The sequence below is a fragment of the Serratia sp. MF1(2023) genome (assembly GCF_030954545.1).
Taxonomy (GTDB): domain Bacteria; phylum Pseudomonadota; class Gammaproteobacteria; order Enterobacterales; family Enterobacteriaceae; genus Serratia; species Serratia sarumanii.
Genome location: NZ_JAVHUX010000018.1, coordinates 88,321 through 114,713, shown reverse-complemented (window position 1 = coordinate 114,713; position 26,393 = coordinate 88,321). Strand labels below are relative to the sequence as shown.

At 59.2% G+C, this 26,393-nt stretch carries 27 protein-coding genes and 1 riboswitch; of the genes, 12 read left to right on the top strand and 15 right to left on the bottom strand.

Going from position 1 to position 26,393, the window contains the following annotated elements:
• The first annotated feature begins 61 nt into the window (after positions 1 to 61).
• Entirely contained in the window at positions 62 to 880 is an 819-nt protein-coding gene (rlmA, locus tag REA38_RS10490; RefSeq protein ID WP_033654426.1) for a 23S rRNA (guanine(745)-N(1))-methyltransferase, read from the top strand.
• Between the two features lie 64 nt (positions 881 to 944).
• Here rlmA and mntP read toward each other — a convergent pair whose 3' ends face one another.
• From mntP to manX, 5 genes are all read right to left on the bottom strand, one after another.
• Complete coding sequence (gene mntP / locus REA38_RS10485) at positions 945 to 1,514, bottom strand: manganese efflux pump MntP (protein ID WP_033647683.1); 570 nt, start codon at positions 1,512 to 1,514, stop codon at positions 945 to 947.
• Positions 1,515 to 1,521: 7 nt separating this feature from the next.
• Positions 1,522 to 1,709, bottom strand: a riboswitch (yybP-ykoY riboswitch).
• Positions 1,710 to 1,927: 218 nt separating this feature from the next.
• Positions 1,928 to 2,386: a DUF986 family protein gene (locus tag REA38_RS10480; protein WP_033647681.1), complete on the bottom strand. Its 459-nt coding sequence runs from the start codon at positions 2,384 to 2,386 to the stop codon at positions 1,928 to 1,930.
• A 54-nt stretch (positions 2,387 to 2,440) separates the two neighbouring features.
• A complete protein-coding gene (locus REA38_RS10475; RefSeq protein ID WP_033634889.1) occupies positions 2,441 to 3,283 on the bottom strand; it encodes a PTS mannose transporter subunit IID in 843 nt (280 codons plus the stop codon).
• Positions 3,284 to 3,298: 15 nt separating this feature from the next.
• A complete protein-coding gene (locus REA38_RS10470) occupies positions 3,299 to 4,099 on the bottom strand; it encodes a PTS mannose/fructose/sorbose transporter subunit IIC (RefSeq protein WP_033634888.1) in 801 nt (266 codons plus the stop codon).
• A 56-nt stretch (positions 4,100 to 4,155) separates the two neighbouring features.
• Complete coding sequence (gene manX / locus REA38_RS10465) at positions 4,156 to 5,115, bottom strand: PTS mannose transporter subunit IIAB (RefSeq protein WP_101427026.1); 960 nt, start codon at positions 5,113 to 5,115, stop codon at positions 4,156 to 4,158.
• 563 nt (positions 5,116 to 5,678) lie between these two features.
• Between manX and REA38_RS10460 the strand changes: the two genes are divergently transcribed.
• On the top strand, positions 5,679 to 7,223 hold the full coding sequence (locus tag REA38_RS10460) for a TerC family protein (RefSeq protein ID WP_033634886.1): 1,545 nt from the start codon (positions 5,679 to 5,681) through the stop codon (positions 7,221 to 7,223).
• Between the two features lie 16 nt (positions 7,224 to 7,239).
• Here the strand turns inward: REA38_RS10460 and REA38_RS10455 are convergent, their stop codons facing one another.
• From REA38_RS10455 to pabB, 4 genes are all read right to left on the bottom strand, one after another.
• Entirely contained in the window at positions 7,240 to 8,826 is a 1,587-nt protein-coding gene (locus REA38_RS10455) for an EAL domain-containing protein (protein WP_033634885.1), read from the bottom strand.
• 267 nt (positions 8,827 to 9,093) lie between these two features.
• A complete protein-coding gene (gene sdaA / locus REA38_RS10450) occupies positions 9,094 to 10,458 on the bottom strand; it encodes an L-serine ammonia-lyase (RefSeq protein WP_033634884.1) in 1,365 nt (454 codons plus the stop codon).
• A 446-nt stretch (positions 10,459 to 10,904) separates the two neighbouring features.
• Positions 10,905 to 11,483: a CoA pyrophosphatase gene (locus REA38_RS10445; protein ID WP_033654422.1), complete on the bottom strand. Its 579-nt coding sequence runs from the start codon at positions 11,481 to 11,483 to the stop codon at positions 10,905 to 10,907.
• A complete protein-coding gene (gene pabB / locus REA38_RS10440) occupies positions 11,480 to 12,853 on the bottom strand; it encodes an aminodeoxychorismate synthase component 1 (RefSeq protein WP_308885834.1) in 1,374 nt (457 codons plus the stop codon). Before pabB ends, REA38_RS10445 begins: the two co-directional genes overlap by 4 nt.
• Before the next feature lie 519 nt (positions 12,854 to 13,372).
• On the opposite strand from pabB, the gene REA38_RS10435 reads away from it, so the two are divergent.
• A complete protein-coding gene (locus REA38_RS10435; RefSeq protein WP_308885833.1) occupies positions 13,373 to 14,374 on the top strand; it encodes a glycosyltransferase in 1,002 nt (333 codons plus the stop codon).
• Between the two features lie 70 nt (positions 14,375 to 14,444).
• Entirely contained in the window at positions 14,445 to 14,690 is a 246-nt protein-coding gene (locus REA38_RS10430) for a YoaH family protein (protein ID WP_308885832.1), read from the top strand.
• 34 nt (positions 14,691 to 14,724) lie between these two features.
• On the opposite strand, the gene purT is transcribed toward REA38_RS10430, so the two are convergent.
• Positions 14,725 to 15,903, bottom strand: coding sequence for a formate-dependent phosphoribosylglycinamide formyltransferase (gene purT, locus REA38_RS10425; RefSeq protein ID WP_041035497.1), 1,179 nt, complete (start codon positions 15,901 to 15,903; stop codon positions 14,725 to 14,727).
• 246 nt (positions 15,904 to 16,149) lie between these two features.
• Here purT and cspC point away from each other — a divergent pair, with 246 nt between their 5' ends.
• The 5 genes from cspC to yebF all read left to right on the top strand — a co-directional run bounded on the left by cspC (position 16,150) and on the right by yebF (position 19,079).
• Complete coding sequence (gene cspC, locus REA38_RS10420) at positions 16,150 to 16,359, top strand: cold shock-like protein CspC (RefSeq protein ID WP_004927572.1); 210 nt, start codon at positions 16,150 to 16,152, stop codon at positions 16,357 to 16,359.
• Positions 16,360 to 16,506: 147 nt separating this feature from the next.
• A complete protein-coding gene (gene dbpA, locus REA38_RS10415) occupies positions 16,507 to 17,889 on the top strand; it encodes an ATP-dependent RNA helicase DbpA (protein ID WP_060421399.1) in 1,383 nt (460 codons plus the stop codon).
• A gap of 88 nt (positions 17,890 to 17,977) precedes the next feature.
• Positions 17,978 to 18,301 carry a YebG family protein gene (locus REA38_RS10410; RefSeq protein WP_039565715.1) on the top strand — a complete coding sequence of 108 codons (324 nt, stop codon included), beginning with the start codon at positions 17,978 to 17,980 and terminating at the stop codon, positions 18,299 to 18,301.
• Positions 18,302 to 18,340: 39 nt separating this feature from the next.
• Complete coding sequence (gene yqfB, locus REA38_RS10405) at positions 18,341 to 18,649, top strand: N(4)-acetylcytidine aminohydrolase (RefSeq protein WP_004927562.1); 309 nt, start codon at positions 18,341 to 18,343, stop codon at positions 18,647 to 18,649.
• 70 nt (positions 18,650 to 18,719) lie between these two features.
• Positions 18,720 to 19,079, top strand: a complete 360-nt coding sequence (gene yebF, locus REA38_RS10400) for a protein YebF (protein ID WP_039565729.1) — start codon at positions 18,720 to 18,722, stop codon at positions 19,077 to 19,079.
• A 56-nt stretch (positions 19,080 to 19,135) separates the two neighbouring features.
• On the opposite strand, the gene REA38_RS10395 is transcribed toward yebF, so the two are convergent.
• From REA38_RS10395 to mdtH, 5 genes are all read right to left on the bottom strand, one after another.
• Positions 19,136 to 19,699 (bottom strand): lipoprotein, encoded by a 564-nt coding sequence (locus REA38_RS10395; RefSeq protein WP_004927555.1) that lies wholly within the window; start codon positions 19,697 to 19,699, stop codon positions 19,136 to 19,138.
• A 152-nt stretch (positions 19,700 to 19,851) separates the two neighbouring features.
• Positions 19,852 to 21,492: an AarF/UbiB family protein gene (locus REA38_RS10390; protein ID WP_308885830.1), complete on the bottom strand. Its 1,641-nt coding sequence runs from the start codon at positions 21,490 to 21,492 to the stop codon at positions 19,852 to 19,854.
• Positions 21,493 to 21,524: 32 nt separating this feature from the next.
• A complete protein-coding gene (gene grxB / locus REA38_RS10385) occupies positions 21,525 to 22,172 on the bottom strand; it encodes a glutaredoxin 2 (protein WP_039565736.1) in 648 nt (215 codons plus the stop codon).
• A gap of 127 nt (positions 22,173 to 22,299) precedes the next feature.
• Positions 22,300 to 22,548 (bottom strand): hypothetical protein, encoded by a 249-nt coding sequence (locus REA38_RS10380; protein ID WP_308885829.1) that lies wholly within the window; start codon positions 22,546 to 22,548, stop codon positions 22,300 to 22,302.
• A gap of 73 nt (positions 22,549 to 22,621) precedes the next feature.
• Positions 22,622 to 23,827 carry a multidrug efflux MFS transporter MdtH gene (gene mdtH, locus REA38_RS10375; RefSeq protein WP_308885828.1) on the bottom strand — a complete coding sequence of 402 codons (1,206 nt, stop codon included), beginning with the start codon at positions 23,825 to 23,827 and terminating at the stop codon, positions 22,622 to 22,624.
• A gap of 346 nt (positions 23,828 to 24,173) precedes the next feature.
• Here mdtH and rimJ point away from each other — a divergent pair, with 346 nt between their 5' ends.
• From rimJ to REA38_RS10360, 3 genes are read left to right on the top strand one after another with little or no spacing between them, the layout of a single operon-like run.
• Positions 24,174 to 24,758 carry a ribosomal protein S5-alanine N-acetyltransferase gene (gene rimJ / locus REA38_RS10370; protein WP_033638511.1) on the top strand — a complete coding sequence of 195 codons (585 nt, stop codon included), beginning with the start codon at positions 24,174 to 24,176 and terminating at the stop codon, positions 24,756 to 24,758.
• Positions 24,759 to 24,767: 9 nt separating this feature from the next.
• A complete protein-coding gene (locus tag REA38_RS10365) occupies positions 24,768 to 25,415 on the top strand; it encodes a YceH family protein (protein ID WP_033647660.1) in 648 nt (215 codons plus the stop codon).
• Positions 25,408 to 26,328: a Gfo/Idh/MocA family oxidoreductase gene (locus tag REA38_RS10360; RefSeq protein WP_308885827.1), complete on the top strand. Its 921-nt coding sequence runs from the start codon at positions 25,408 to 25,410 to the stop codon at positions 26,326 to 26,328. Before REA38_RS10365 ends, REA38_RS10360 begins: the two co-directional genes overlap by 8 nt.
• Positions 26,329 to 26,393 lie beyond the last annotated feature (65 nt).

Sequence of the window (26,393 nt, the reverse complement as noted above, 5' to 3'; positions counted from 1 at the left end):
CTTGCATCGAGCCGACGCCTTCTTTAGACTGGCCGCGCCCTGTCTTTCTGGAAGCCCATTCATGTCTTATCAATGCCCTCTGTGTCATCAACCGCTGCATTTCTCATCGCAACGCTGGCGTTGCGACGGCAATCATCAGTTCGATCAAGCCAAAGAAGGCTACGTCAATCTGCTGCCGGTACAGCACAAGCGATCGAAGCAGCCGGGAGACAGCGCGGAAATGATGCAGGCGCGGCGCGCGTTTCTCGACGGCGGTTTTTATCAGCCGCTGCAACAGCAGGTGGCAGAGTGGCTGGATTTGGCGCTGGCGGCCGATGCAGGCGCGTTATTGGATATAGGCTGTGGGGAAGGGTATTACACCGCCGCCGTGGCCGCACGGCTGGCGCAGGCGCGCAATATGGCGGTCTATGGGCTGGACGTCGCCAAGGTGGCGATCCGCTACGCTGCCAAGCGTTATCCCGCGGTCTCGTTCTGCGTCGCCTCCAGCCATCGCCTGCCGTTCGCCGACGGGGCGCTGGATGCGGTGTTGCGCATCTATGCGCCCTGCAAGGCGGCGGAGCTGGCGCGAGTGGTGAAGCCGGGCGGCGTGGTGGTGACGGTTTCGCCGGGCCCGCGTCATCTGTACCAGCTGAAAGAGCAGGTCTACCAGCAGGTGCAGCTGCATGCCGAGCAGGACGAACAGTTCGACGGTTTCGAGTGCGAGCGTAAAGAGGCGCTGGCCTATACGATGGCCCTGCCGGGCGCACAGGCCGCCAACCTGCTGCAGATGACACCGTTCGCCTGGCGCGCTACGCCGGAGGTGCAGCAGCGGCTGGCGCACGGCGGCGAGTTTGAGTGCGAAACGGATTTCGTGCTGGCGTTGTACCGGCGCCGTGCTTAACAGGCGCAGTGAGCCCAGAAACAAAAAAACCTGCCGCGGCAGGTTTTTTTGTAGCGCGAGCGCCTCAGGCCAGGTAGCCAAGATGCTCCAGCAGAATGTTGACGCCGATACCGATCAGCACCACGCCGCCGAGGATCTCGGCGCGTTTGCCCAGCAGCGGGCCGATAAAGCGGCCGATCATCATGCCCAGCGTCGCCATGATCATGGTGGCGCAACCGATGGCCATGGCGGTGTGCACGATATTGACCTGCAGGAAGGCCAGGCCGACGCCGATAGCCATGGCGTCGAGGCTGGTGGCGATAGCGGTAGCCACCAAGATCCAGAAGCCGTGGCGTTTGACCTTCTCTTCTTCATCGGGTTTGTTGCGCACCCCTTCGACAATCATGCGCATGCCGAGAATGAACAGCAGCGAGAAGGCGACCCAGTGGTCCCATTCCATGATGTATTGGCTGGCGAACAGGCCGATGGCCCAACCGATGAGCGGGGTGATCGCTTCGACCACGCCGAAGATCAGGCCGGTGCGGATCGCTTCGCGGAAACGGGGTTGATGCAGGCTGGCGCCTTTGCCGATCGAAGCGGCGAAAGCATCCATGGACATGCCGAAAGCGAGAATGAGTGTTGCTGAAAGGTTCATGTGAAATAGCCTCGGCCGGGTGGCTCCATATACACGTAACCCACCCCCAACCAAACGACGGAGTTACGTGTCTATGGTCTCGCCAACCTTACCTGGCTGCCCGCACCACGTTTCATACGGCGAAACGAGTATGTTGATACGGGCGTTTCTGGCGTTTTATTCTCCAGAAACCGGCTACTCCCCAATGACGGCGCAACCATACCATATTATTTCCGCCACCGACAACTTTATTCTGGCGTGATGTTCGCGCTTAATTGAGACTCGTTTTCATTAATCTAATTTCATGTGGGAATATAATGTAGACGTGGGTAACAATGTTGCGGAAATAATAGTCAGAGTGAAAGTGACGCAGCCCATTAATTACCCACAGGCCGCGCAAGGTTTGAGCGGTAACAAAGCGGTTATTTATTTATCTATTGATTATCAACGAAAAATTGATAAATTTTCTCCAGGTCGTCCAGGTGTGTCACCTGAACCAACAGCCGGCGCTGTTCCAGGTCGATGGCCAGAATACCGTCCTCCGATAAATTCATGGCTTTAATGCGGTTATATTCAACAAACACATTGGCGAAGAAAAAACCCTGCGCTTTAAACACCATCTTTGGAGCGCGAATATAAGAAACATAGATAGCGAGCAGCGCCAAGGAAATAAGCAGGTAGGTGGTTAATACCGCACCATTGTCGGTGACATTGCGGTAAATCAGAATGGCGATCAGGCCAACGAAAATCAGGCTGTCGAGGCGGTGGCGGCGTTTGAGCAGCACCTTGAGGCGCGTTTTGCCTTTCAGCAGATCCATGCCGAATTCGTCATACAGCGAGTACAGCAACAGCAGGGTGATAAACAGCATCAGTACGGCGTCGGTCAGTGACATCTCTTGCTCCACACATAAAAAAGCCGGGGGTTGCCCCCCGGCCGTTTCGAACGATTACAGGCCCAGCAGGCCAATCCAATAGCCAAAGATACCGATGACGAAGAAGCCGATGATGATCCACAGCGCGTTGACTTTCTTGCGCAGCAGCCACATACAGGCGAAGGTCAGCAGCAACGGCACCAGGCCCGGCATCAGTTGGTCGAGGATGGTCTGCACCGTGGTCACGTTGGTATGCCCGGTCTGGTCGGTGATCTTGGACACCACCAGCGGGATATTCACGTGCGTCCACTTGTTGACCAGCGCCCCCATGACAAACAGGCCGAGAATGGACGCCCCTTCCGTCAGTTTCTGCAAGAAGCCGCCGCCCATGTCGTTGACGATATCCACCCCTTTACGGTAACCGTAGGCCACGCCGTAGTAGCGGGTCAGCAGCCGCACCAGGTTGAACAGCACGAAGAACAGGATTGGCCCGAGCAGGCTGCCGCTCATGGCGATGCCGGCGCCGAGCGCGGCGAATACCGGCCGCACGGTGCCCCAGAAAATCGGGTCACCGACGCCGGCCAACGGCCCCATCAGGCCGACCTTGATGCCGTTGATCGCGCCGTCGTCGATCGGCGCGCCGTTCGCGCGTTGCTCTTCCATCGCCATGGTTACGCCGAGCACCGGCGCCGCCACGTAAGGGTGGGTGTTGAAGAACTCGAGGTGGCGCTTGATCGCCTGTTTGCGATCGTCATTGTTTTCCGGATACAGGCGACGGATCACCGGTACCATCGAGAAGCAAAAACCCAGCGCCTGCATGCGTTCGAAGTTCCACGAACCCTGGAACAGGTTCGAGCGCAGGAATACGCCGCGAATATCGGCCGGCGTGAGTTTCTTTTGAGCAGTTGTATCAACCATTTCTCTCACCTATTCCTAGTCGAGTTCGTTATCGAGATCGTTCGCGTTAGCCGGGCCGGCCTGGACAACCTGAGACTTGTTGTATTTCGGGCTGAGCTGGATATACAGCACGGCCATCACCACGCCGATGACGCCGAGCGCCACCAGGTTGAAGTTGGTGAAGGCGGCGGTCACGAAACCCAGGTAGAAGAACGGCATCAGGTAGCCGGCGCGCATCATGTTAATCACCATCGCGTAACCGACCACCACGATCATGCCGCCGGCGATGTTCAGGCCGCTGGTGACCACTTCCGGGATCGAGTTGAGCAGGGCGTGTACCCCGGCGGTGCCGACCGAGATGGCGACGATGACCGCCGGGATGGCGATACGCATCGCCTGCAGCAGCAGGGCGCCGATGTGGATCCAGGTGATGGCCCGCAGGCTGCCGCGCTCCGCCGCGCTGTCCGCCGCGTGCTGGAAGGCCACGGTGAGGGTGCGCACGATGATGGTCAACACCTGGCCGGCCGCCGCCAGCGGAATGGCCAGGGCGATACCGGCGCCGACGCTTTGCCCGCCGGCGATGACCAGAATGGTCGAGATGATGGACGCCAGGGCGGCATCCGGCGCGACCGCCGCGCCGATGTTCATCCAGCCCAGGGCGATCATTTCCAGCGTACCGCCGATAATGATGCCGGTTTTCATATCGCCGAGAATGAAGCCGATCAGGGTACAGGCGACCAGCGGACGGTGGAACTGAAACTCGTCGAGGACGGAACCCATCCCGGCGATACAGGCAACGATAAATATCAGCACAATCTGAAGAGTGGTGATCTCCATTGCACTTCTCCTATGACCAAAAAAGCTCTGAGTAAAATAATCAGCGGCTGGCGCCACTAATTGAGTTTGTTAATCAGGTCCATCATTTTTAGCCGGCTGTCGGACGAGACCTTACGCACCTCCAGCTCGATACCGCGATCGTTCAGTTTCTTAAACGCTTCGATATCTTTTTCATCGACGGAAACGGCGTTGTTCACCTGGGTTTTCCCCTGACGGAACGCCATGCCGCCGATATTGACGGATTGAATATCCACGCCGCCCTCCACCAGACGCAAGACGTCGGTCGGGTTGGTAAACAACAGCATCACGCGGTCGTTGGCGTATTTCGGGTTGTTCCAGACGCGGATGGCCTTCGCCACGTCCACCACGTGGGCGGTGACGCCCGGCGGGGCGACCTGGGTCAGCAGGGTTTTGCGCACATGGTCGGCGGCGACTTCATCGCTGACGACGATAATGCGGCTGACGTTGGTCTCTTTGGTCCAGCGGGTAGCGACCTGGCCGTGAATCAAGCGGTCATCGATGCGCGCCAGGCCGATTTTCATGTGGTCATTCGGCCCCAGCGGCGCCTGAGGGGCAGCGGCTTTGGCGACGGGTGCTGCGGGTTTTACGGGTTCTTCCTGCGGTTTTTTCAGCGCTTTCACGCCTTCGCGGCCGGTTTCCAACGCCAGCGCTACCAGTTCATCGAAGGCGGGGTTGTCGTCCCGCGCCATGAAGGTTTCCACCAGCATCGGAATGTTGACCCCGGTGACGACCTCATAGTTTTCCTTGTCGACCGCAATGCGGCTGGCGGCGTTGAACGGGCTGCCGCCCCAGGTATCCACCAGGAACAGCACACCGCCGCTGGTATCCAACCCACTGATTTTCTCGTTGTACTTGACGATTAACGTCTCGGCATTCTCACCGGGAACGAAGTCTATAAAGGCGACGTTGTCCTGCTCGCCCAATAGCATCTCCGCCGTTTTCAGCAGTTGTTCCGCTGCAGCCCCGTGTGTGCCGATGATAATAGCTATTGCCACTCGCTACCTCCTCGTTGAACTCCAGGCGCGGTTTGTGTCGTTTCTCCGCGCCATCTTGGCAGTCACTTCCGCGGTTCAGATACATTATGGTAGAAAAAAAGAAACGCACGCCTAACATTTCTCACGCAGTTTCAAATGCCTGTGCGCAATACTTCACGAACGCGACATTTATTTTAGTGAGTGAAAAAATATTTTTTGTGACGCTGCTCCGCTATTGAATGCTCGGAGAAATCTTAGCTGTCGCAGATGACATGACGGGGGCGTCATCCTAAACCGCCGTTGAAAAAGCCGCTTTGTCCCCCAGAAAAATCCTGATACAGTAATTCCTTCTTTCATTACTAAGGAGTGAAGGGCCTCAGCCCTCCCTATGGACTGTCACCGAAGTTACTGTTTTTCCAGGTTTCACCCGCCACCCGCTGGCGTTGCATATGCTGTTCGGCCCTTCGGCCATCTCCCGGCAATCCCATCCCGTCACCTTGCTATTGTCGACTGCACCCATGCAGCGGCGGCATCGTCACGTCTGAGCGGCGTGCGCTCATTCCCACTTTTCTCTGGAGTCTGATATGGAATTTTTAATGGACCCCTCTATTTGGGCGGGGTTGCTGACGCTGGTGGTGCTGGAAATCGTGCTGGGCATCGACAACCTGGTGTTCATCGCCATTTTGGCCGACAAGCTGCCGCCGAAGCAGCGCGATAAGGCGCGCATCATCGGCCTGTCGCTGGCATTGCTGATGCGTTTGGGCCTGCTGTCGGTGATCTCCTGGATGGTAACCCTGACCACGCCGCTGTTCAGCGTCGGCGATTTCAGCTTCTCCGGCCGCGATTTGATCCTGCTGTTCGGCGGGGTATTCCTGCTGTTCAAGGCCACCATGGAGCTGCATGAACGGCTGGAAGGGCAGACGCATCAAGACGGCGCTAACCGCGGTTACGCCAAGTTCTGGGCGGTGGTGGTGCAAATCGTGATCCTCGACGCGGTATTTTCGCTCGATGCGGTGATTACCGCCGTGGGCATGGTGAACGATCTGCCGGTGATGATGGCGGCGGTGGTGATCGCGATGGCGGTGATGCTGTTGGCGTCGAAGCCGTTGACCAACTTCGTCAACGCGCACCCGACCATCGTGGTGCTGTGCCTGAGCTTCCTGTTGATGATCGGCCTGAGCCTGATCGCCGAAGGCTTCGGTTTGCACATTCCTAAAGGCTACCTGTACGCCGCAATCGGCTTCTCGATTCTGATTGAATTGTTCAACCAGATCGCGCGCCGCAACTTTATCAAGCATCAAGCGCGTCGCCCGATGCGCGAGCGCACCGCGGAAGCGATCATGCGCCTGATGGGGCAGCAGCGTGCGCAGCAGACGGACGATGCGGTCGCCTTGCCGCGGGATGAAACCTTTGCGGCGGAAGAGCGCTATATGATTAGCGGCGTGTTGACGCTGGCCTCGCGTTCATTGCGCAGCGTGATGACGCCGCGCACCGACATTTCCTGGGTCGACTGCGAGCGCTCCCGCGAGGAGGTGCGCGCACAGCTGCTGGATACGCCGCACAGCCTGTTCCCGGTGTGCCGCGATTCGGTGGATGAGATCGTCGGCGTGGTACGCGCCAAGGATCTGCTGGTAGCGCTGGAGCAAGGGGAAGATATCGCCGAGTTCGCCGCCCGCACGCCGCCGATCGTGGTGCCGGAAACCATGGACGTCATCAAGCTGCTGGCGGTGCTGCGCCGCGCCAAAGGGCGTCTGGTGGTGGTCACCAATGAGTTCGGCGTGGTGCAGGGGCTGGTGACGCCGCTGGACGTGCTGGAAGCGATTGCCGGTGAATTCCCGGACGAGGACGAAACGCCGGACATCGTGGCGGAAGGCGACGGCTGGCTGGTGAAGGGCGGAACCGATCTGCACTCGCTGGAACAGGCGCTGGCCTGCGATGACCTGGTCAGCCCCACTGCCGACTACGCCACCCTGGCGGGGCTGTTGTTGGCCCACTACGGGCAGATGCCGGTAGCGGGAGATAGCATTGAGCTCAACCACCTGCGGTTCGATATCGTTGAGGTGTCCGAATACCGTATCGAACTGGTGCGCGTTACCCGCGTCGTCCTGGACGAGACGGCGCACGCGTAACCCTCACGCCGGGGGCTCAGGCCTCCGGCGGATCCTCTTCCGCTTTTCTGACGCGCGATTCGTACTGTTGCAACCACAGCGGGAAAACGTGGATCGGCATCGGCTTGGCGAAATAATATCCCTGCAGGGCATTGACCTCGCGTGAGCGCAGATAGTCGGCCTGTTCCTCCGTTTCCACCCCCTCTGCCACCAGTTTCAGCTTCAGGCGCTGCGCCAGCGTAATGATGGTGTCGGTCACCGTGGCGTTGACCGCGTCGGTGCCGATGGCGGCGGTAAACCCGCGATCGATCTTCAAGACGTCCGGGCTGAGGTTCTTCAGGTAGCTCAGCGAGCTGTGACCGGTGCCGAAATCGTCGATGGCCAGCATGATCCCCATGTCTTTCAGCGTGCGGATCTGGTCATACTGAATTGCCGACAGCGCGGTGCGTTCGGTCAGCTCCAGCATCAGCGAGGGCATCGGGTGCGCCGGCAGCCAAATCTGGCGAATATCGTCGATGATATTGAGCGTTTTAAAATGCTCGGCGGCGACGTTGATGCTGATGTAGAACGACGGCCGGGGCGGGAACAGCTGCAGATTTTCCGTCACGGTGCTCATCAGGTAGCGGGTGAGCGGAATGATCAGCTCATGCTGCTCGGCCAGCGGAATAAACACGTCGGGCGAGATCCACCCTTGCCGTTTCTTTTTCCAACGCAGCAGCATCTCAACGCCGGCGCAGCGCCCGGTATCGCTGTGGATGATCGGCTGGCAGTAGACACGGAACTCGCGATGGGTGATGGCATGGCCGATGTGATAAGACAGGCTCATGCGGTTGGCGGTGAGCAGATAGACCACATAGGCCGCCAACAGGCTGATCAGCAGCGCCAGCGGAATATGGCGCGGCAGTGCGGAAAGCGCCAGCATGCCGATCTGCGGGCCGAACAGCGAAATCGAGAACGGATACAGCGCGGAGCCGGCGGTGTAGCGCAGATCGTTGGTCAGGGTATCGCGGCTCAGGATTTCGCGGCGGCCGTATTCCAGGCTGCTGTCGGCCACGTTCAGCACCACGCGCTGAACGTAAGGCTCCTGCGGCTCGAGTAAAAAGTTGGACAGCAGTTCGATATTGAATACGTGCAGCACGCCGCTGGTTTTATCGCGGGGCGATGGCGTCCACAGCACCAGCGTAGGCAGACCTTTGCTCACCGCCAGCGAGGGGCGCAGCGCCAGCCTGGCGTCGCTGTTGACGAAAGTAGGCATCACCGCGGCCAGCTGATAATGACGGGCGCCAAATAGGCTGGAGCAATAAATAATGCCGTTCTTCACCAGCAACATGGCGCGCAGCGCCTGATTTTGCGCGGCGCGAAAGCGCAGGGTAGATGACACGTTCTCGCAGGGCTGGTTCAGCATGTCCATGCTGCGTTCCGCCTGCAGCTGCGCCGGCGTCAGCAACTGGTTGAGTTTGCCGACGGTGCGGGTGGCCAACGTGTGTTGGCTCAACTCGATGCTTTTGACCTCTTGATAGTAACGGGTATACAGCGATACCAACAGAATAGCCGCGCCCACCGCTCCGGCCAGCAGCCAACGGTAGTAACGATATCGGGACGCGGCGAGGTGGGTCATCAACATCCGGTAAATCCTTGTTCGGTAATCCAGCTCCGAGTCACAGTCAGGCCATTGATCCTTAAGTTGCGCTCGGCTAATTCTAGCCTGAGGTTATACAAGATTGATGGTAACTCAGTAAATTATTTCAGTTTGGTAAAACAGAAGGCCAATTTGCAGGCTAACCGCCGGATCGATGAGAAAAATGCAGGATATTTTTTTGTGACATTGTCACTAAAACGTTCAATGAATTGATTACCCATAAAAAACCCCGCCGGGCGGCGGGGTTATCTGTCAGTCGCATTGCACCTTGATTGCCAGGCCGCCGCGTGACGTTTCGCGGTACTTGGCGTTCATGTCTTTGCCGGTTTCGTACATGGTCTCGATCACCTTATCCAGCGAAACGCGCGGCTCGCTGGTGCGGCGCAGGGCCATGCGGGCGGCGTTGATCGCCTTGACCGAGGCGATGGCGTTGCGCTCGATGCACGGCACTTGCACCTGGCCGGCGACCGGGTCACAGGTCAACCCCAGGTTGTGTTCCATGCCGATCTCCGCCGCCACGCACACCTGTTCAGGGCTGCCGCCCAGCAGTTCGGCCAGGCCGGCCGCCGCCATGGAGCAGGCTACGCCGACTTCACCCTGGCAGCCGACTTCGGCGCCGGAAATGGAGGCGTTCATCTTGTACAACGCGCCGATGGCGCCCGCCGCCATAAAGTAGCGGATGTAGATATCCGGGCTGACGGACTCGATGAAGTGATCGTAGTAAGCCAGTACCGCAGGCACGATGCCGCAGGCGCCGTTGGTCGGCGCGGTAACCACGCGGCCGCCGGCGGCGTTTTCTTCGTTAACCGCCAGCGCGAACATGTTGACCCAGTCGATCACGTTCATCGGATCGCTGGACAGTTTGTCCGACGCCACCAGCATGCGGCGCAGCGCGGAGGCACGGCGCGGCACGCGCAGCGGCCCCGGCAGCACGCCTTCGGTGTTCAGACCGCGATCGATACAGGCGCGCATGGTTTGCCAGACGTTGCCGAAGTAGGTCTCGATCTCTTGCTTGCTGTGCAGCGCCAGTTCGTTTTGCATCACCATGCCGGACAGCGACAGGCCGGTCTCGCGGCAGTGATCGAGCATTTCGCGCGCGGAGTTGAACGGGTAGGGCATTTGCAGCTCTTGCTCGGCGTCCTTACCGAAGTTCTCCTCGTCGACGATGAAACCGCCGCCGATAGAGTAATAGGTCTTGCTGTACACTTCTTTATCGCCGGCGAAGGCGTGGATCTGCATGCCGTTTTCATGCAGCGGCAGGTTGTCGCTGCGGAAGACCATGCCGCCGTCGCGCGGGAAATCGACTTCATGCAGGCCGTTGGCCAGCATCAGGCGTTGACGTTGTTCTACATCGCGAATAAAACCCGGAATGCTATCGATATCGACGGTGTCCGGCATGTTGCCGGCCAGGCCGAGAATGATGGCGATATCGGTATGGTGACCTTTGCCGGTCAATGAGAGTGAGCCGTAAACGTCTACGGCAACACGCGTGATAGAAGGCATCAGGCCTTTATTTACCAGATCGTCGACAAACTGTTTGCCGGCTTTCATCGGTCCAACCGTATGAGAGCTGGACGGGCCGATGCCGATCTTAAACATGTCGAAAACGCTAATCACGCTAAAACTCCTTAAAGAGACGTATTGTTATGGCTGCGGCGGTTAAAAACCGCGCAGGGAACAGCGATATTGTAAAAGGGCCGTGCGGGTTCGGCTGCCTTTTTCGCATGAAATTAAATAATCCGTGGTGTCGCTTTTTTTCCTGATTACCCGGGGCGAACCCTTAAGCGGGGTATCCGCTTTCGCCCAAGCTCCATTAGCGGTAATCGCGCCAGCCTTCCGTGCTGAACGCCGCCGGCTTAATCCCTGTTTCTACAGTGGTTTATCTCGGACGGTGGTATTTTACAGGTATTTCGTAAGGTTTAAGAGAGGGTTTACAGTTTTTTTAAAACCATTCAACCGGAACGGTAGTTGAAAAAGCGATCAAATGAAGTGATTTCGATCGCTTTACCTGCAGCTGACGCCGACGGCCATGCCAGATTGCGAGTCAGATCACGCAATGCGGGCTAAATACTGACCTGTTGCGCCAGGCGGCGAATGATGGCGGCGGTCAGCCCCCAGATAAACTGGCTGTGATACCAGGAGAGATAAATGCGGTGCGTGCGGCCGGCGCGATGAATATCCAGCGGGTAGTAACGCGACAGGGTCAATGCTTCCCGCAGGGGCATCTCGAACACGTCCGCCACTTCACCCTCGTTGGCGCGAAACTGCACGTCCGGCGGGATCAGACCGACGATAGGCGTGACCTGAAATCCGGTGCTGCTGTCGAGCGGCGCCATTTGGCCGAGGACGGTCACCGCGTGCGGCGGTATCGCCACTTCTTCCTGCGCTTCCCGCAGCGCCGTGACGATCGCCGATCCGTCTTCGGCGTCGGTCTTGCCGCCGGGGAAGGCCACCTGGCCGGCATGTTTGCGCAGCGAGTCAGCGCGGCGGGTCAACAGCAGCGTCGGCTCGGCGCGGCAGACGATCGGGATAAGCACCGCCGCCGGGCGCACATTGTGCGAGATCTGCGCCGCCTGCGGCAGCTGCAGTTGAAAACGGCTGATAAAGGCGTGCAGCGAGGCCGGTGAGTTCGATGGGATCACGACGGGGCATACTCCCCAAGCTGCGGCAGAATACGGCCAACCTTGTCGAAGGTCTCCTGGTATTCCGCCTGCTCCTGGCTGTCCGCCACGATGCCGCCGCCAGCGGAGCAGTGGATGCGGCCGTTTTCGGTGACGAGCGTGCGGATGGTGATGTTGGTATCCATGGTGCCGCAGGCGCTCAGGTAACCGATGCTGCCGCAATAGGCGTTGCGCCGCTGCGGCTCCAGCTCTTCGATGATTTCCATCGCGCGCACCTTGGGCGCGCCGGTGATCGAACCGCCGGGGAAGCAGGCGCGCAGCAGCTCGGTGGCCGAGGCCTGCTCCGGCAGGGTGGCGGTAATGGTGCTCACCAGGTGGTGCACGGCGGGGAACGGCTCCACGACGAACAGTTCCGGCACCCGTACGCTGCCGGGCTGGGCGACGCGGCCGATATCGTTGCGCAGCAGATCGACGATCATCAGATTTTCAGCGCGATCCTTGGGCGAATCGGCCAATCGGCGCGCCTGTGCGGCGTCCTGTTCCGCGTCCGCCAGCCGCGGCAGCGTGCCCTTGATCGGGCGGGTTTGGATGCGCTGCTGCGCCAGCCACAGGAAGCGCTCGGGAGAGACGCTCAGCACGCTGTTGTGCGGCAGCCGCAGGAAAGCGGAGAACGGCGCGCGGTTGCAGGCGCTCAGTCGGCAAAACGCCTGCCATTCATCTCCCTGATAGTCGGCGGAGAACCGCTGCGCCAGATTAATCTGGTAACAGTCGCCGCTGCGCAGATAGTGTTGAATACGTTGGAACTTCTCGCCGTATTGCCGGCGGCTCATATTGGCACGCCAGCCGCTTAGCAGCGTGAAGGGGCGCTCCGTCGGCGCGGTTTGGCTAGTAAGCCAGCGCCGGCGCTGCTCCACATCGCCATAGCTGAGCAGCGTCAGGGTTTGCAATTGGTGGTCGGCGATCAATGCCCAGTCATAAATGCCCACCGCCATGTCCGGCAGAGCGAGGTCGGCTTCAGCCAACTGCGGCAAGGTTTCGACCCGGCGCCCGAGATCGTAGCCGAACAGCCCCAGGGCGCCGCCCTGAAACGGCAGATCCGGGTTAAACGCCGGCTGCCAGCCTTGCGCCGCCAGCTGCTGCTGCAGCAGGGAGAACGGATCCTCCTGAGACTCAATGGTGACGCCGTCACTTTCGATTGTCGTGCCGGCGCCCTGGGTGGTGAGCGTAACGCGCGGCTGTGCGACCAGGATATCGAAGCGGTTATGCGAATGGTCGGCGAAGCCAGAATGCAGCAGCATCGCCCAGGGCTGTGCTGAAAGCGGGGCGAAAAGCGTCATCAGGGCACTGCGGCTGTAGGGCAACGATTTTATGTTTGGGGCGGTTACGCTCATGAACGTCAATAAACCTGGCTGTGAGGGCGGCGATATCTGGCGGCTAGTGTGCCATAGACGGTCACGTCATGCATGTTTTGCCATGCGCGGCATGCAGCACAGTTCACATAAACGGCAGTTCAATAAACCTGAAATAAGGCATTTTTTGCGCCATTGATTATACTTCGATATGTTAAAAATTTAACGTCAAATGCACTGGAAGCCTATTTGCCGCGGGCGCAAGGCCCGAAAAATATAAAAAAAGATTCGTTAATTTCATAAATTTATTATTTCTGCTTGTTATTAGATGCGGAGCGGCGTGGTTTTGCCTGATTTTAGCCAGCGTCGCCGCCCTTTGGAATTAATGGGTTAATTACTTAGCGCTTTCTGGCGCTGGTTTGAAAAAGAAAAGCAGGTTCGGTTCCATTAGCCGCTGCGGGAATTTGCAGGCGTTACGCTATTTCAGCGTGCGCTGAACCCTATGCGTCTTTTAGAAAAGTAAAATTATTATTTTGTTACATTATCCTTGAAGAGCTGCCTATGTCGTTAATGCTGAGCGTGATCGTCCCGATGCACAATGCGGGGGAATTATTGGAGCCTTTCCTGGCCTCGCTGCTGGCCCAGCGTGAGCAGCGGTTGGAGGTGATCATCGTTAACGATGGTTCCACCGACGGTTCGGAGGAGATCGCACACCGTTACGCGGCGGCGCATCCGCATATTCGTGTGATCGATCAAGCCAATGCCGGTGTTTCTAACGCGCGCAATGCCGGGCTCGCCGTTGCCCGAGGCAAATATGTGGCGTTTCCCGATGCCGACGATGTGCTGGCGCCGGACATGTATTCCACGCTGCTGGAACAGGCGGAACAACACCAATTAGACGTGATGCAATGCAATGGCGAACGCTATTTCACCAGCCAGGATGAATTGCAGCCGATTTTTCCCGAGGCGCGTTTGCGCACCACCGACGTTATCACCGGCGTACAGTGGTTTGAACGTGCGCTGAAATCGCGAAAGTTTATTCACGTTGTATGGCTGGCAATATATCGCCTCGACTTTATTCGCCAGCATCGGCTTTATTTCGAGCCGGGATTGCATCACCAGGATATTCCCTGGACAACGGAAGTCATGTTTAATGCCAAACGGGTCAAATATTTAAGCACGCCGCTGTACCGTCAACGGGTGCACGACAAATCGATCAGCAACCGTCGTCGCACCGGTCAGGCGAACGTGGATTATCAACGCCACTATATGAAAATCGTCGAGATGCTGGAGCGGCTCAACCGGCGCTATGCCGGCACTGTCGCCATTCGTCCGGCTTTCCATTGGCAAATCACCCGCGAAGCGCTGGGCATTTGCCACAGCATTCGTCGTGAACCGGATCCGGCAGCCCAGAGTCAGATCACCGAAGAGTTCTATCAGCGCGGCATCGACAGAGCGATGTTCGCCAATGCGCGCGGCCTGAAACAGGGGTGGCATGTCATGCTGTGGCGGCATCGGCTGAAGCAGTGGCGCAGCGATAACGGCTGCTCGCAACCGGCCTGAGCCACAAGACGTTGGGATCCGCCGCGTTAGCGCGTATACTCCTTCTCCCTTTTGCCGGAGAAAACGACACATGCATGCAGGTATGCCATTACTGAGTCACGCGGAGCAGCAGGAAGCGGCGGATCGCATCCATCAACTGATGGAGCAGGGCATGAGCAGCGGTGAAGCCATTGCTCGCGTTGCGCAGGAAATTCGCGAGAAGCATCAGGGCGCTCAGGTTGCGGTACTGTTCGATGACGATGATGAAGACGAGCAGCATGAGGCCGCCCCGGAGGCGTCGCGGAATAACGATGCTGAAGAAGACGAAGACTATTGACGTTATCGGGGCCGCGCAAGCGGCCCCGTGAGTATCAGCCGTTGACCGCCACGGCGGCAGCGGCTTGTTTCGCTTGCTCCACCGCCTGTTCCGTCGTGTCCGCCGTCGCCAGCGCCACGCCCAGGCGACGCTGCCCGGCGATCTCCGGTTTGCCGAACAGGCGCAGCTGGCTGTGCCCGCGCAGCGCGTTTTCCAGGCCGCTGAAGCGCACATCGCTGCTGGTCAGCTGGGGCAGGATCACCGCCGAAGCGGAAGGGCCGAACTGGCGGATGGCGCCAATCGGCAATCCGAGAAACGCGCGAACGTGCAGGGCGAACTCGGACAGATCCTGTGAGATCAACGTGACCATGCCGGTATCGTGCGGCCGCGGAGACACCTCGCTGAAGATCACGTCGTCACCACAGACGAACAGCTCCACGCCGAACAGGCCGAAACCGCCCAGGGCCTTCACCACCTTCTCCGCGATAGCCTGAGCGCGGCTCAACGCCGCAGCTGACATGCGCTGCGGCTGCCAGGATTCGCGATAGTCCCCATCCTCCTGACGATGGCCGATCGGTGCGCAGAAATGTACGCCGTCCACGGCGCTGATGGTCAACAACGTAATTTCAAAATCAAATCTTACCAGCCCTTCGACGATCACCCGGCCGCCGCCAGCGCGGCCGCCCTGTTGGGCGTAATCCCAGGCGCTTTGCAGTTGCTCAGGCGTGCGGATCAGGCTTTGTCCTTTGCCGGAAGAACTCATCACCGGTTTGACGATGCACGGGTAGCCGATGTGCTCGACCGCCTGCCGGAAAGTCGCCTCGCTGTCGGCAAAGCGGTAGCTGGAGGTGGGCAGGCCAAGCTCTTCCGCCGCCAGACGGCGGATGCCTTCACGGTTCATGGTCAGGCGCGTGGCTTCGGCGCAGGGCACCACGCGGTGGCCCTGGCGTTCAAGCTCGACCAGCATGGCGGTGGCGATCGCTTCGATTTCGGGAACGATATAGTCCGGCCGCTCTTGTTCGATAACGGCTTTCAGCGCGTCACCGTCCAGCATATTAATGACGTGGCTGCGGTGCGCCACGTGCATGGCGGGGGCGTCGGGATAGCGATCGACGGCGATCACTTCCAGGCCGAGGCGCTGGCATTCAATGGCGACTTCTTTACCCAGCTCCCCGGAGCCGAGCAACATAACGCGGGTGGCGGAAGGGCGCAGGGCGGTTCCAATCGTTAACATAGTTTCGTACCTGGATCGGTGAAAGTAAGCGGATTGATGATCGGCGGGCAGTATATACGAAAACGATTGCGTGCGCAGCCGCTGCGCCAAGTTTGTTGCTAACTTGCTGTTTTTATAACAAGCAGAAATATTTGCCCTGCATGGGCGATTATGCGTTAATAACCGACGACGAAAGAAGGCCCACATATCGCATGGTTTTCGCGTCTCGTGCCGTCAAGGCAGGTTTATCAAGTAAAGGAAACACAAATGAGCAAGATCACTGGTCACGTTAAATGGTTCAACGAAAGCAAAGGTTTCGGCTTCATCACGCCTGCCGACGGTTCTAAAGACGTTTTCGTTCATTTTTCCGCTATCGTTAGCGATGGTTTCAAGACCCTGGCTGAAGGCCAGCAGGTTGAGTTCTCCATCCAGGACAGCCAACGTGGCCCAGCCGCAGCCAACGTCGTCGCCATTTAACGACGGAGCCGCCAAGAAACCCGCCGCCGGCGGGTTTTTTTATGCCCGCTGCCCGTAACGCCGCCCATCTCTGTTATCATTTGCCGCTGATTCGGCGCCAACCTGCGGGCGCGCCGCCATTCCATTCGTCATATAAGAGTTATCGCCGTGAGCACAGTTTCTTTTTCTTCCCTGCCGCTGCCAGCCGAACAGTTGGCCAACCTCAACGAACTGGGGTACGCCAAAATGACGCCGGTGCAGGCCGCCGCGTTGCCCGCCATTCTGCAAGGGCGGGACGTGCGCGCCAAGGCGAAAACCGGCAGCGGTAAAACGGCGGCGTTCGGCATTGGTCTGCTGAATAATATCGTCGTCGCTCAGGTCGCCACGCAGGCGCTGGTGCTCTGTCCCACCCGTGAATTGGCCGATCAGGTGAGCAAAGAGCTGCGTCGCCTGGCGCGTTTCACGCAAAACATCAAAATCCTGACGCTGTGCGGCGGCCAACCGATGGGGCCGCAGCTCGATTCGCTGGTGCACGCGCCGCACATCGTGGTGGGGACGCCGGGGCGCATTCAGGAGCACCTGCGCAAGAAAACGCTGCTGCTGGACGAACTGAAGGTGCTGGTGCTGGATGAGGCCGACCGCATGCTGGACATGGGCTTCGCCGACGATATCGACGATGTGATCAGCTACACGCCGCCGCAGCGTCAGACGCTGCTGTTTTCCGCCACCTATCCGGCGGGTATCGAACGCATCAGCGAACGCGTTCAGCGCCAGCCGCTGAGCGTCGAAGTGGGCGATGACGAAGCGCAGACCGCCATCGAACAACGCTTCTATGAGACCACGCGCGATCAGCGCCCGGCGCTGCTGGTGTCGGCCATTCGTTATCATCAACCCGCGTCCTGCGTGGTGTTCTGCAATACCAAACGCGATTGTCAGACGGTGCTTGAGGCTTTGGAGGCCCGCGGCATCAGCGCATTGGCGCTGCATGGCGATCTGGAGCAGCGCGATCGCGACCAGGTGTTGGTGCGCTTCGCCAACCGCAGTTGCCGGGTGCTGGTGGCGACCGACGTTGCCGCTCGCGGGCTGGACATCAAAGAGCTGGAGCTGGTGGTTAACTACGAACTGGCGTTCGATCCCGAAGTGCACGTGCACCGTATTGGCCGTACCGGCCGTGCCGGCATGAGCGGGCTGGCGATCAGCCTGTGCACGCCGCAGGAAATGGCGCGGGCGCATGCGATTGAAGACTACCTGCAGATGACCGTCGATTGGGCGCCGGTGTCCGAGCTGAGCGGGGCGGCCAACGGCTCGCTGGAGGCGGAGATGGTGACGCTGTGCATCGACGGCGGCCGCAAGGCGAAGATCCGCCCCGGCGATATCCTCGGCGCGCTGACCGGCGATGCCGGGCTGACGGCGGCGGAAGTGGGCAAGATCGACATGTTCCCGGTGCATGCCTACGTCGCGATCCGTAAAGCCAGCGCACGCAAGGCGCTGCAACAGCTGCAACAGGGCAAAATCAAAGGCAAGAGCTGCAAGGTGCGGCTGCTGAAATAAGCCGAAGGCGGGCGGCGGTTTGCCTTCCCGCCGCTATCCATTTATACTGTATGTATTTACAGTTGTTTGAGTATTTGAGGACGCACGCATGGCGGTTGAAGTTAAATATGTGGTGGTGAGAAACGGTGAGGAAAAAATGACTTTCGCGAGCAAGAAAGAAGCCGACGCCTACGACAAAATGCTGGATTTGGCGGATAACCTCGGAGAGTGGTTGCAACAGGCGCCGCTGAAGCTGGACGACGAACAGCGCGAAGGGCTGAGCTTCTTCCTGGCGGAGAATAAGGATGCGCTGGGGCTGATCCTGCGCGGCGCATCACCGGCGGAAACCGGCAAGAAACCGACGGAAGCGAAAGCGAAAAAAGCGGTCTCTAACTCAAAAGAGGGATCTGCGTCAGAAAAGCAAGCGGCATAATGGCTTATGTTGCGGTGTTGTGATGAAAAAGGATCTAAAATGAGCCGTGAAATAACTTTCTTCAGCCGCTTTGAGCAAGACATTCTGGCCGGGCGCAAAACCATCACCATTCGGGATGCCAGTGAGTCGCACTTCGAACCGGGCGAGGTATTGCGCGTAAGCCGCAATGAAGACGGCGTATTTTTCTGCTTTATCGAAGTGCTGTCGGTAACGCCGGTGCGCCTGGATGCGCTGACCGAACGCCATGCACAGCAGGAGAACATGTCGCTCGGCGAACTGAAGCAGGTGATCAAGGAAATCTATCCGGGCCTGGATGCGCTGTTTGTCATCGAGTTCGTCAAACGGTAACCCTTTGCCGAAACCCTGTTGTGAGCCAGGGATGGGCGCCCGGATAGCGCTAATCACAACGGGAGGAGACATGAAAAAAACGGCTTTGGCTATCACCTTGTTGGCCATGATGGGAGCATCGACTGCGGTGTGGGCGCAGGTTCAAGAGCAACGCAGCGCCAAGGTGGGGCAGTGTGCGGGGCTGCAGCCGGCGGATATCGCCGCCCAGGTCAAGCGCGACTTCTTGCAGAACCGCATCACGCGCTGGGAGGCGGACAAAAAACTGCTGGGCACCGCTACCCCGATCGCCTGGGTCAGCCCGGATGCCATCACCGGCAAGGATCAGGTGTGGCAGGTGCCGCTGACGGTGCGCGGCACCAAAGCGGATAAAACCTACAACGTGACGCTCAACTGCAACACCGGCGAGATCGCCTACAGCGCGCCGCAGTAATCGTTTTCCGCAATAAAAAGCCCGCTTGGCGGCGGGCTTGATGCATCAAGAGGCGGTCAGTCGCTAAACGGGATCACCAACTCACCCGGCTTCACTTCCAATCCCTTCGCCAGTTTTTTCGCCAGCGCTTCGGTTTTGCTGTTGTCAGGATTCAGCACATAAGCCGGCTTTTGGTCGAAGTAAGACTTCAGCGACTGGTTCAGATATGGCGTCAGCGCTTTCATCACCGTCTGCATTTTTTCCGGCTGCACGCTGTAATCGGTCAGTTCCATGTCTTTCAGGTAAATGGCGCCCTGTGCACGGTCGTAAACCGGCTGCGCTTTCAGCGTCAGCTTCAGATCCGCCGCCTGCGGGCCGAGAATCGACGTGATATTGACCTTGGCATCGCCGGAAAGGGTGACCTTGCCCGGCTCGCTGCGGCCAATCTGGCTTTGCAGCTGCGTCAGTACGATGTTGGCGTCCACCAGGCCGGGCACGCCGATCTGCTTCTGATAATCGTTGTGTTTCTGCAGGTAATCATTCACTTCCTGCTCGCTCAGGGTGTACTGGGTCAGTTGATTGCAACCGGCCAATACGCCGGCGAACAGCAGGGCGGCTGCGCCCATCAGGATCTTCTTCATTCATGCCTCATTGCGACTGCTGGCGAAAAGTGCTGCAGATAATTGATTAATCATTATAAACGTTCCGCCTGCGCCTGAAAACGGCAGGCGGCGATGTGCAGGGGATAGTGCGCGCAAAAGTGGGCGACACCTATCGGATAACGCCGAAAGCGTCAACGCCGCAATCGCAGCGCCAAGAGCGCCACGCCAGCCAGGCAGGCCGCGCCCCCCAACAGCGGGAACATCGGAATGCCCCACAGCCGCAGCGAAGAATGCATCAGATAAGGCGCCAGGCCCAGGGCAAAAGCGGCGGTGACGATAGCGATGGCCAGGGTGACGGCGGCGCGCTCCAGCGCTTTGCTCAACTGACCGAGGTTCCTGACGTTGATATCGGCATTGAGCTGCCCGCGTTTCAGACGGCGCACCATCAGCCGCAGGGTTTGCGGCAGTTCTTCTCCGGCGTCGAGCGCTTCCCCGCCCAGAGCCAACAGCCGCTGGCGCACGGCGCCCGGGGCATAGCGTTGCAGCACCGTTTGTTGCAGCATCGGTTTGAGGGTGGCGACGATGTCGAAGGCCGGATCCAATCGGTGCAGCACGCCGTCGGCGGTGATTAACGCCTTGAACAGCAGCACCAGATCGGGCGGCAGCGCCAGTTGGTGCTCACGCGCCATCACCAGCAAGTCGGTCAGGGCCTTGCCCAAGGTCAGAGTGGCGGCGGCCTGTTTGTCGAGAAAGTTTTGCGCCGCCAGCTCCAGATCCATCAAATCCAGCGGTTCGCTGTCCGACCAGGCGATCAGCGTGTTGACGATGCCTTCGGACTGACGATCGGCGATGGCCTGCAGCAGCAGGAGCAACTGGTTGCGCCGCCGCTCGGACAGCTGGCCCACCATGCCGAAGTCGATAAAGCCGACGCGGTCACCGCTCAGCGCCATGACGTTGCCGGGGTGAGGGTCGGCGTGATACAGCCGATGCTCCAGTACCATGCTCATAAAGGCGCGGGCGCCGCGTTGCGCCAGCAGCGGGCCGTCAAAGCCCGCCGCCGCCAGCTGCTGAGGGTTTTCCGGCGCGGTGCCGGGCAGGTATTCCTGCACTAACAGGCGCGGAGAAGACCATTGCCAATAGATTTTGGGCACGACGACGTCAGGTTGATGCGCGAACATCCCGGCGACGCGGTCGCAGTTATGCCCTTCGTGGGTCAAATCCAGTTCATGATTGAGCGCCGTCGCCAGCGCTCTGACCATCTGCCGCGGCCGATAGCGCGCCAGCGCGGGGCTCTGCTGCTCTACGGTTTCCGCCAGCGAGGCCAGCAACCGCAAATCGGCGTGGATGGTTTTCGCCAGACCGGGCCGCAGCACTTTCACCACCACCTGTTCGCCGCTGTGCAGGCGTGCGCGGTAGATTTGCGCCATCGACGCCGCCGCCAGCGGCGTGCGATCGAATTCGGCGAACAGCCGCTCGGGTTCGCCGCCCAGGTCGGCAACGATCTGTGGCGCCAGCGTTTCCCATGGCAACACTGCCGCCCGGCTGTGCAGGCGATCCAGTTCGTCGGTCCAGGCCGGATCCAGCAGGTCGGAACGCGTGGCCAGGATCTGGCCGAATTTGACGAAGGTCGGCCCCAGCGCCTCGAGCGCTTCGCGCAGCCGCTCAGGCAGGGTTTGGGCGTCCTGTTGGGCGGCTCCAGCGCGGGCGCCGTGCAGCAAAGCCCCCAGGCCCAGCAGACGCAGAACGTCTTGCAGGCCGTAACGGATCAGAACGGAGGTAATTTCCTTCAGCCGCGCCCGATCGCGAGCGGTGGCGAGCACCATTTTCAGCATCAGTACGCCATATCCTTTTGGTTGCTCAAACGTTATTGTTCCATATCCAGCAGCAACGGCACCTCGCTGTGCTGCGCCATGCGGTTGCGGTAGGCTTCCACGTTATCCGGCAGCGCAACCCCGGCGACGATCGACAATGAGCGCAGCAGCGGGAACAGGTGAATATCGTCCTCGGACAGTTCGCCGTTCACCGCGTCGGCGGAGACGATCAGCGGCGACAGCGCTTGCAGATCGGCTTCCAACTGGGCGATCAGATCGGCGCTATTGGCGAGATGCTCGGCGAAATCCCCGATTGACGCCTGCTTTTTATCGATAAAGTAACGGCGGGCGCTGTCGGTGGCAAACTCTTCGAAATCGGCATGCGCAATTCGCGGCAACAACAATTTCGCGCTGTAACCGCCCACCCGCTGCAGCCACTCGGCGATGGCCGGGTTGGTGCGGCCGGTCAGTACCGGCTTGCCGTCCAGAGCATCGACATAGCGCACGATATCCAGGCTTTCCGGCATCGCTTCACCGTTGTCTTTGACCAGGATAGGCACCATTTTTTGGCCGATCAGGTTAAACGGAGTCGTTTCATCGTCGTTGAGCAACGTGACCAGGCGAATCGGCAGACGTTTCAGGCCGAAAATCATGCGGGCTTTCACGCAGAATGGGCAATGATCGTAAATAAACAGTTTCATGCTTGCTCCGGGTTGTCAGGTTTTAACAGCAATAGTTACCACAGCTTATCGAGGCTGTCTTGACGTGCGTGTGTTGGATGGTGCGTTATTGCGAAATTGCCCGCGCATCGGCGCGGGCCAGGGGGCGTTATTTCTTGGTCGGTACTGAGTTGAGCACATCGATCAGGTGAATGCGAGCTTCATCCAAATCGATTCGGTCACGTTCGTTGGCGGCGGTGACGACCTGCAGCTGTTTGATAATATCGTTTTTCAGGCCGGCGTCGCTGGCGAGGATATGGGCCAGCGCCTTCTCCACCAGGGTGGCGCGCGCATAAATCATGCGCAAGTTCAGTATCATATGTTCGAGTAGTTGCGGTAATTTTGCTTCTTCACTCATGCCGACGGGCTCCTGTGGGTGTTTTTACTAACAGGATAGCAGCTGTTGCCGATTCGGCCGGATTTCTATGACGTCAACCGCCGCGCAGCATCATCGACGCGCTGCGCCGCGGGCTGAACTGCCAGTACAGCGCCAGCAGCGTAGCGAAGCCTACTGCACCAAGCAGCAACCAGGGCAGCTCCGGCATGTTCATCGTCCGGCCGGTATCGTACATCCAGCCGCCGCCGGTATAACCCAACGCGCCGCCCAGCGCCAGGCCGAGGCGGCTGAAGCCCATATAGCTGCCGCGCGCACGCGGATCGGCCAGCGAAGCGCTCAGCGTTTCGCGCGCCGGTTCAGCGATGATCGATCCCAGATAGAAGCAGCAGATCAGCGTGAATACACCCTGCAAGCTGGTGGCGAGACCGATCGGCAGCAGGCTGAGCGTCATCAGCAACAGGCCCGCCATCAGGCGCTGTTCTAGCCGGAAGTGTTTTTCTCCCCAACGCGCCAGCGGATAGAGCAGCGACAACGACAGCGCCGCTTCAATCGCATACATCCATTTCACCGCCGCCGGTGAACCGGCGATTTCGTTGACCACGATCGGCATCATCAGCATTACCTGCACCGCCAGCATGTAGTAACCGGTCAGCGTCAGGACATAGGTGAGGAAGCGGCGATCGCGCAGGACCCGCAACATGCCTTCCTTCATCGGTATGCGCACGGTAGAGATGCGATAAGCCGGCAGTAGCCAGGCGTTCCAGCCGGCGGCCAGCACGAAGATCGCCGCCCCAACCCAGCAGACAAAGTGAAAGTCGTACTGCAGCAGCCAACTGCCGATCAGCGCGCCGACTACCGCTCCGGCGCTGTCCTGCATCATCAGCAGCGAGAAAAAATGGCCGCGTTCGTGTGGGCGGGTCAGCTTGATCACCAAAGCGGTGCGCGGCGGATCGAATAACGTGCCACCGAGGGCGGACAGCGCGCAAGAGAACCACAGGATCCAGGGGGCATCGGCCATCGCCATGGTGGCGAAACCGGCGGCGCGCAGCAGCATGCCGGTGACGATCATCGGCTTGGCGCCGAAGCGATCGGCGATGGCGCCGCCAAAGATGCCGAGCCCTTGTTGCAACAGCTGCCGCAAACCCAGCGCGATGCCGACGATCAGCGCCGCCCATCCTAATTGATCGACAAAGCGGATCGAAATAAGCGGAAAAACGACAAAGAAGCCTAAAACCACCAGCAGATTATCGAGCAACAGAAAATATTTACCCAAGCTGCGTGCTTGCGACACCAGAGACATGCTTCACCATGAGCAATTAAAGAAAGAGGGGGGAACAACGCTTCCATTCTCTACCCAATTCCCCTACGGCGACAGGGGGCGTGTAGATAATATTTTTTTATCGTCAAGGTGTTACCTGTGCTGCAAAATGGGCGGAAAAACGCCGCAAAACGCGTATTCGGCGATTTACTGAGCGACCGGGATTTTACCTCGGGGGCGGGCTACGGTTATATTGAATGCGGGGAAGTGCGGTTCTGAGGCGCTATTGGCAAAATAAAGTCATGGCATCAGATCGGCGCCGGATAATTATCCACGCGGCTTCCCAATAAATACTTCTTATCGAACCGTTTTGACTGCGGGGGAAATGATGTTCGGCTATCGCTCTGCATCGCCAAAAGTACGTCTTACAACCGACCGGATGGTGGTCCGTTTAGTGAATGAACGGGATGCCTACCGTCTGGCGGATTATTATGCCGAGAACCGAGCCTTTCTCAAACCCTGGGAGCCGGTGCGCGACGAAAGCCACTGTTATCCTTCCGGCTGGCAGGCGCGTCTGGGCATGATCACCGAAATGCAAAAGCAGGGCAGCGCCTACTATTTTATCCTGCTCGATCCAGAAGAGCAGGAAGTGCGCGGCGTGGCTAACTTCAGCAACGTGCTGCGCGGTTCGTTTCATGCCTGTTTCCTCGGCTATTCGCTGGGGGAAAAGTGGCAGGGGCAAGGGCTGATGTTCGAAGCCTTGCAGTCCGCCATCCGCTATATGCTGCGCCAACAGCGCATGCACCGCATCATGGCCAACTATATGCCACACAACCAGCGCAGCGGCGCATTGCTGACTCGTCTGGGATTCGAACGCGAAGGTTACGCCAAGGATTACCTGCTGATCGACGGCCAGTGGCAAGACCACGTTTTGACGGCATACACCAATAAAGAGTGGCTACCCCCACGTTGAGGCCAAACGATGAAATATGAATTGAACGCCAGAGAGGCCCGGGTTATCGGCTGTCTGTTGGAAAAACAGGTCACGACACCGGATCAATACCCGCTTTCGCTGAATGCCATTACGCTGGCATGCAACCAAAAAACCAACCGCGAACCGGTGATGGACCTGAGCGAAAGCGAAGTGCAGCAACTGCTCGATCTGTTGCTGCGCAAACATTTCCTGCGCACCCTCAGCGGGTTCGGCAATCGGGTGGTGAAGTACGAACAGCGGTTTTGCAACTCCGAGTTCGGCCAGCTGAAACTCTCGCCTGCCGAACTGGCGGTGATCGCCACCTTGCTGTTGCGCGGCGCGCAAACGCCGGGCGAGTTGCGCACCCGCACCAATCGGATGCACGAGTTCAGCGATGTCAGCGAGGTCGAACAGGTGCTGCAGCAACTGGCCACGCGCGAAGATGGCCCGTTCGTGGTGCGCCTGGCGCGTGAGCCGGGCAAGCGCGAAAGCCGGTTCATGCATCTGTTCAGCGGCCAGATTGATGAAGCGCCGCCGGCGGCGTTCGACGCTGAGGACGACGGCGAACTGAGCGCCAGAGTCAGCGCATTGGAAAGCGAAGTGGCGGAGCTGAAACGGCAGTTGCAACAGCTGTTGGCGAGGGATGCGAATGACTAAATTGCGTGTAGGCGTGGTGGGGTTGGGCAGTATCGCGCAGAAGGCGTATCTGCCAATCCTCGGCCAGGCGGCGGATTGGACGCTGGTGGGCGGTTTTTCGCCCAATCAGCAAAAAGCCCAGCCGCTGTGCGACAGCTACCGTATGGCCTGTTTCTCCCGCCTGGACAGCCTGGCCGAACAGTGCGATGCGGTCTTTGTTCACAGCAGCACCGCGAGCCATTTTTCGGTGATAGGCGAGCTGCTGAACCGCGGCGTGCACGTTTACGTCGATAAACCGCTGGCGGAGACGCTGGAGCAGGGTGAGCAGTTGCTCGAGTTGGCCGAGCGGCGAGGCAAAACGCTGATGGTGGGGTTCAACCGCCGTTTCGCGCCGCTTTACCGGCAGCTCAAACAGCAAATGAACCAGCCGGCCTCCATTCGCATGGATAAACATCGGGCGGACAGCGTCGGCCCGCACGATCTGCGTTTTACCCTGTTGGATGATTACCTGCACGTGGTGGACACTGCGCTGTGGCTGGCGGGCGGGCGGGAGCAACTGCTGAGCGGCAGCCTGCGCGCCAACGCCGCCGGTGAAATGCTGTACGCCGAGCATCACTTCGCCTGCGGCGACACGCAGGTGACGACCAGTATGCATCGCCGCGGCGGCAGCCAGCGCGAAAGCGTGCAGGCGGTGACCGACGGCGCGCGGTATCAGTTGACCGATATGCGCCACTGGCTGCGTGAAGATGCGCAGGGCGAGTTGGAGCAGCCGGTGCCGGGCTGGCAAAGCACGCTGGTGCAACGCGGCTTCGACGGTGCGGTGCGGCATTTCCTTGATGCCGTCGCCAACCAGAGCGCGCCGGAAACCGGCGGCGAACAGGCGCTGGCCGCCCAGCGGGTGGTCGAGCGTTTGCTGCGGGATAACTCTATGTAACATATGGCGGTAGCTATTCTTTTCCGGATGCGTAAACTGAGCCGATTGTTTCACTGACGCCTGCT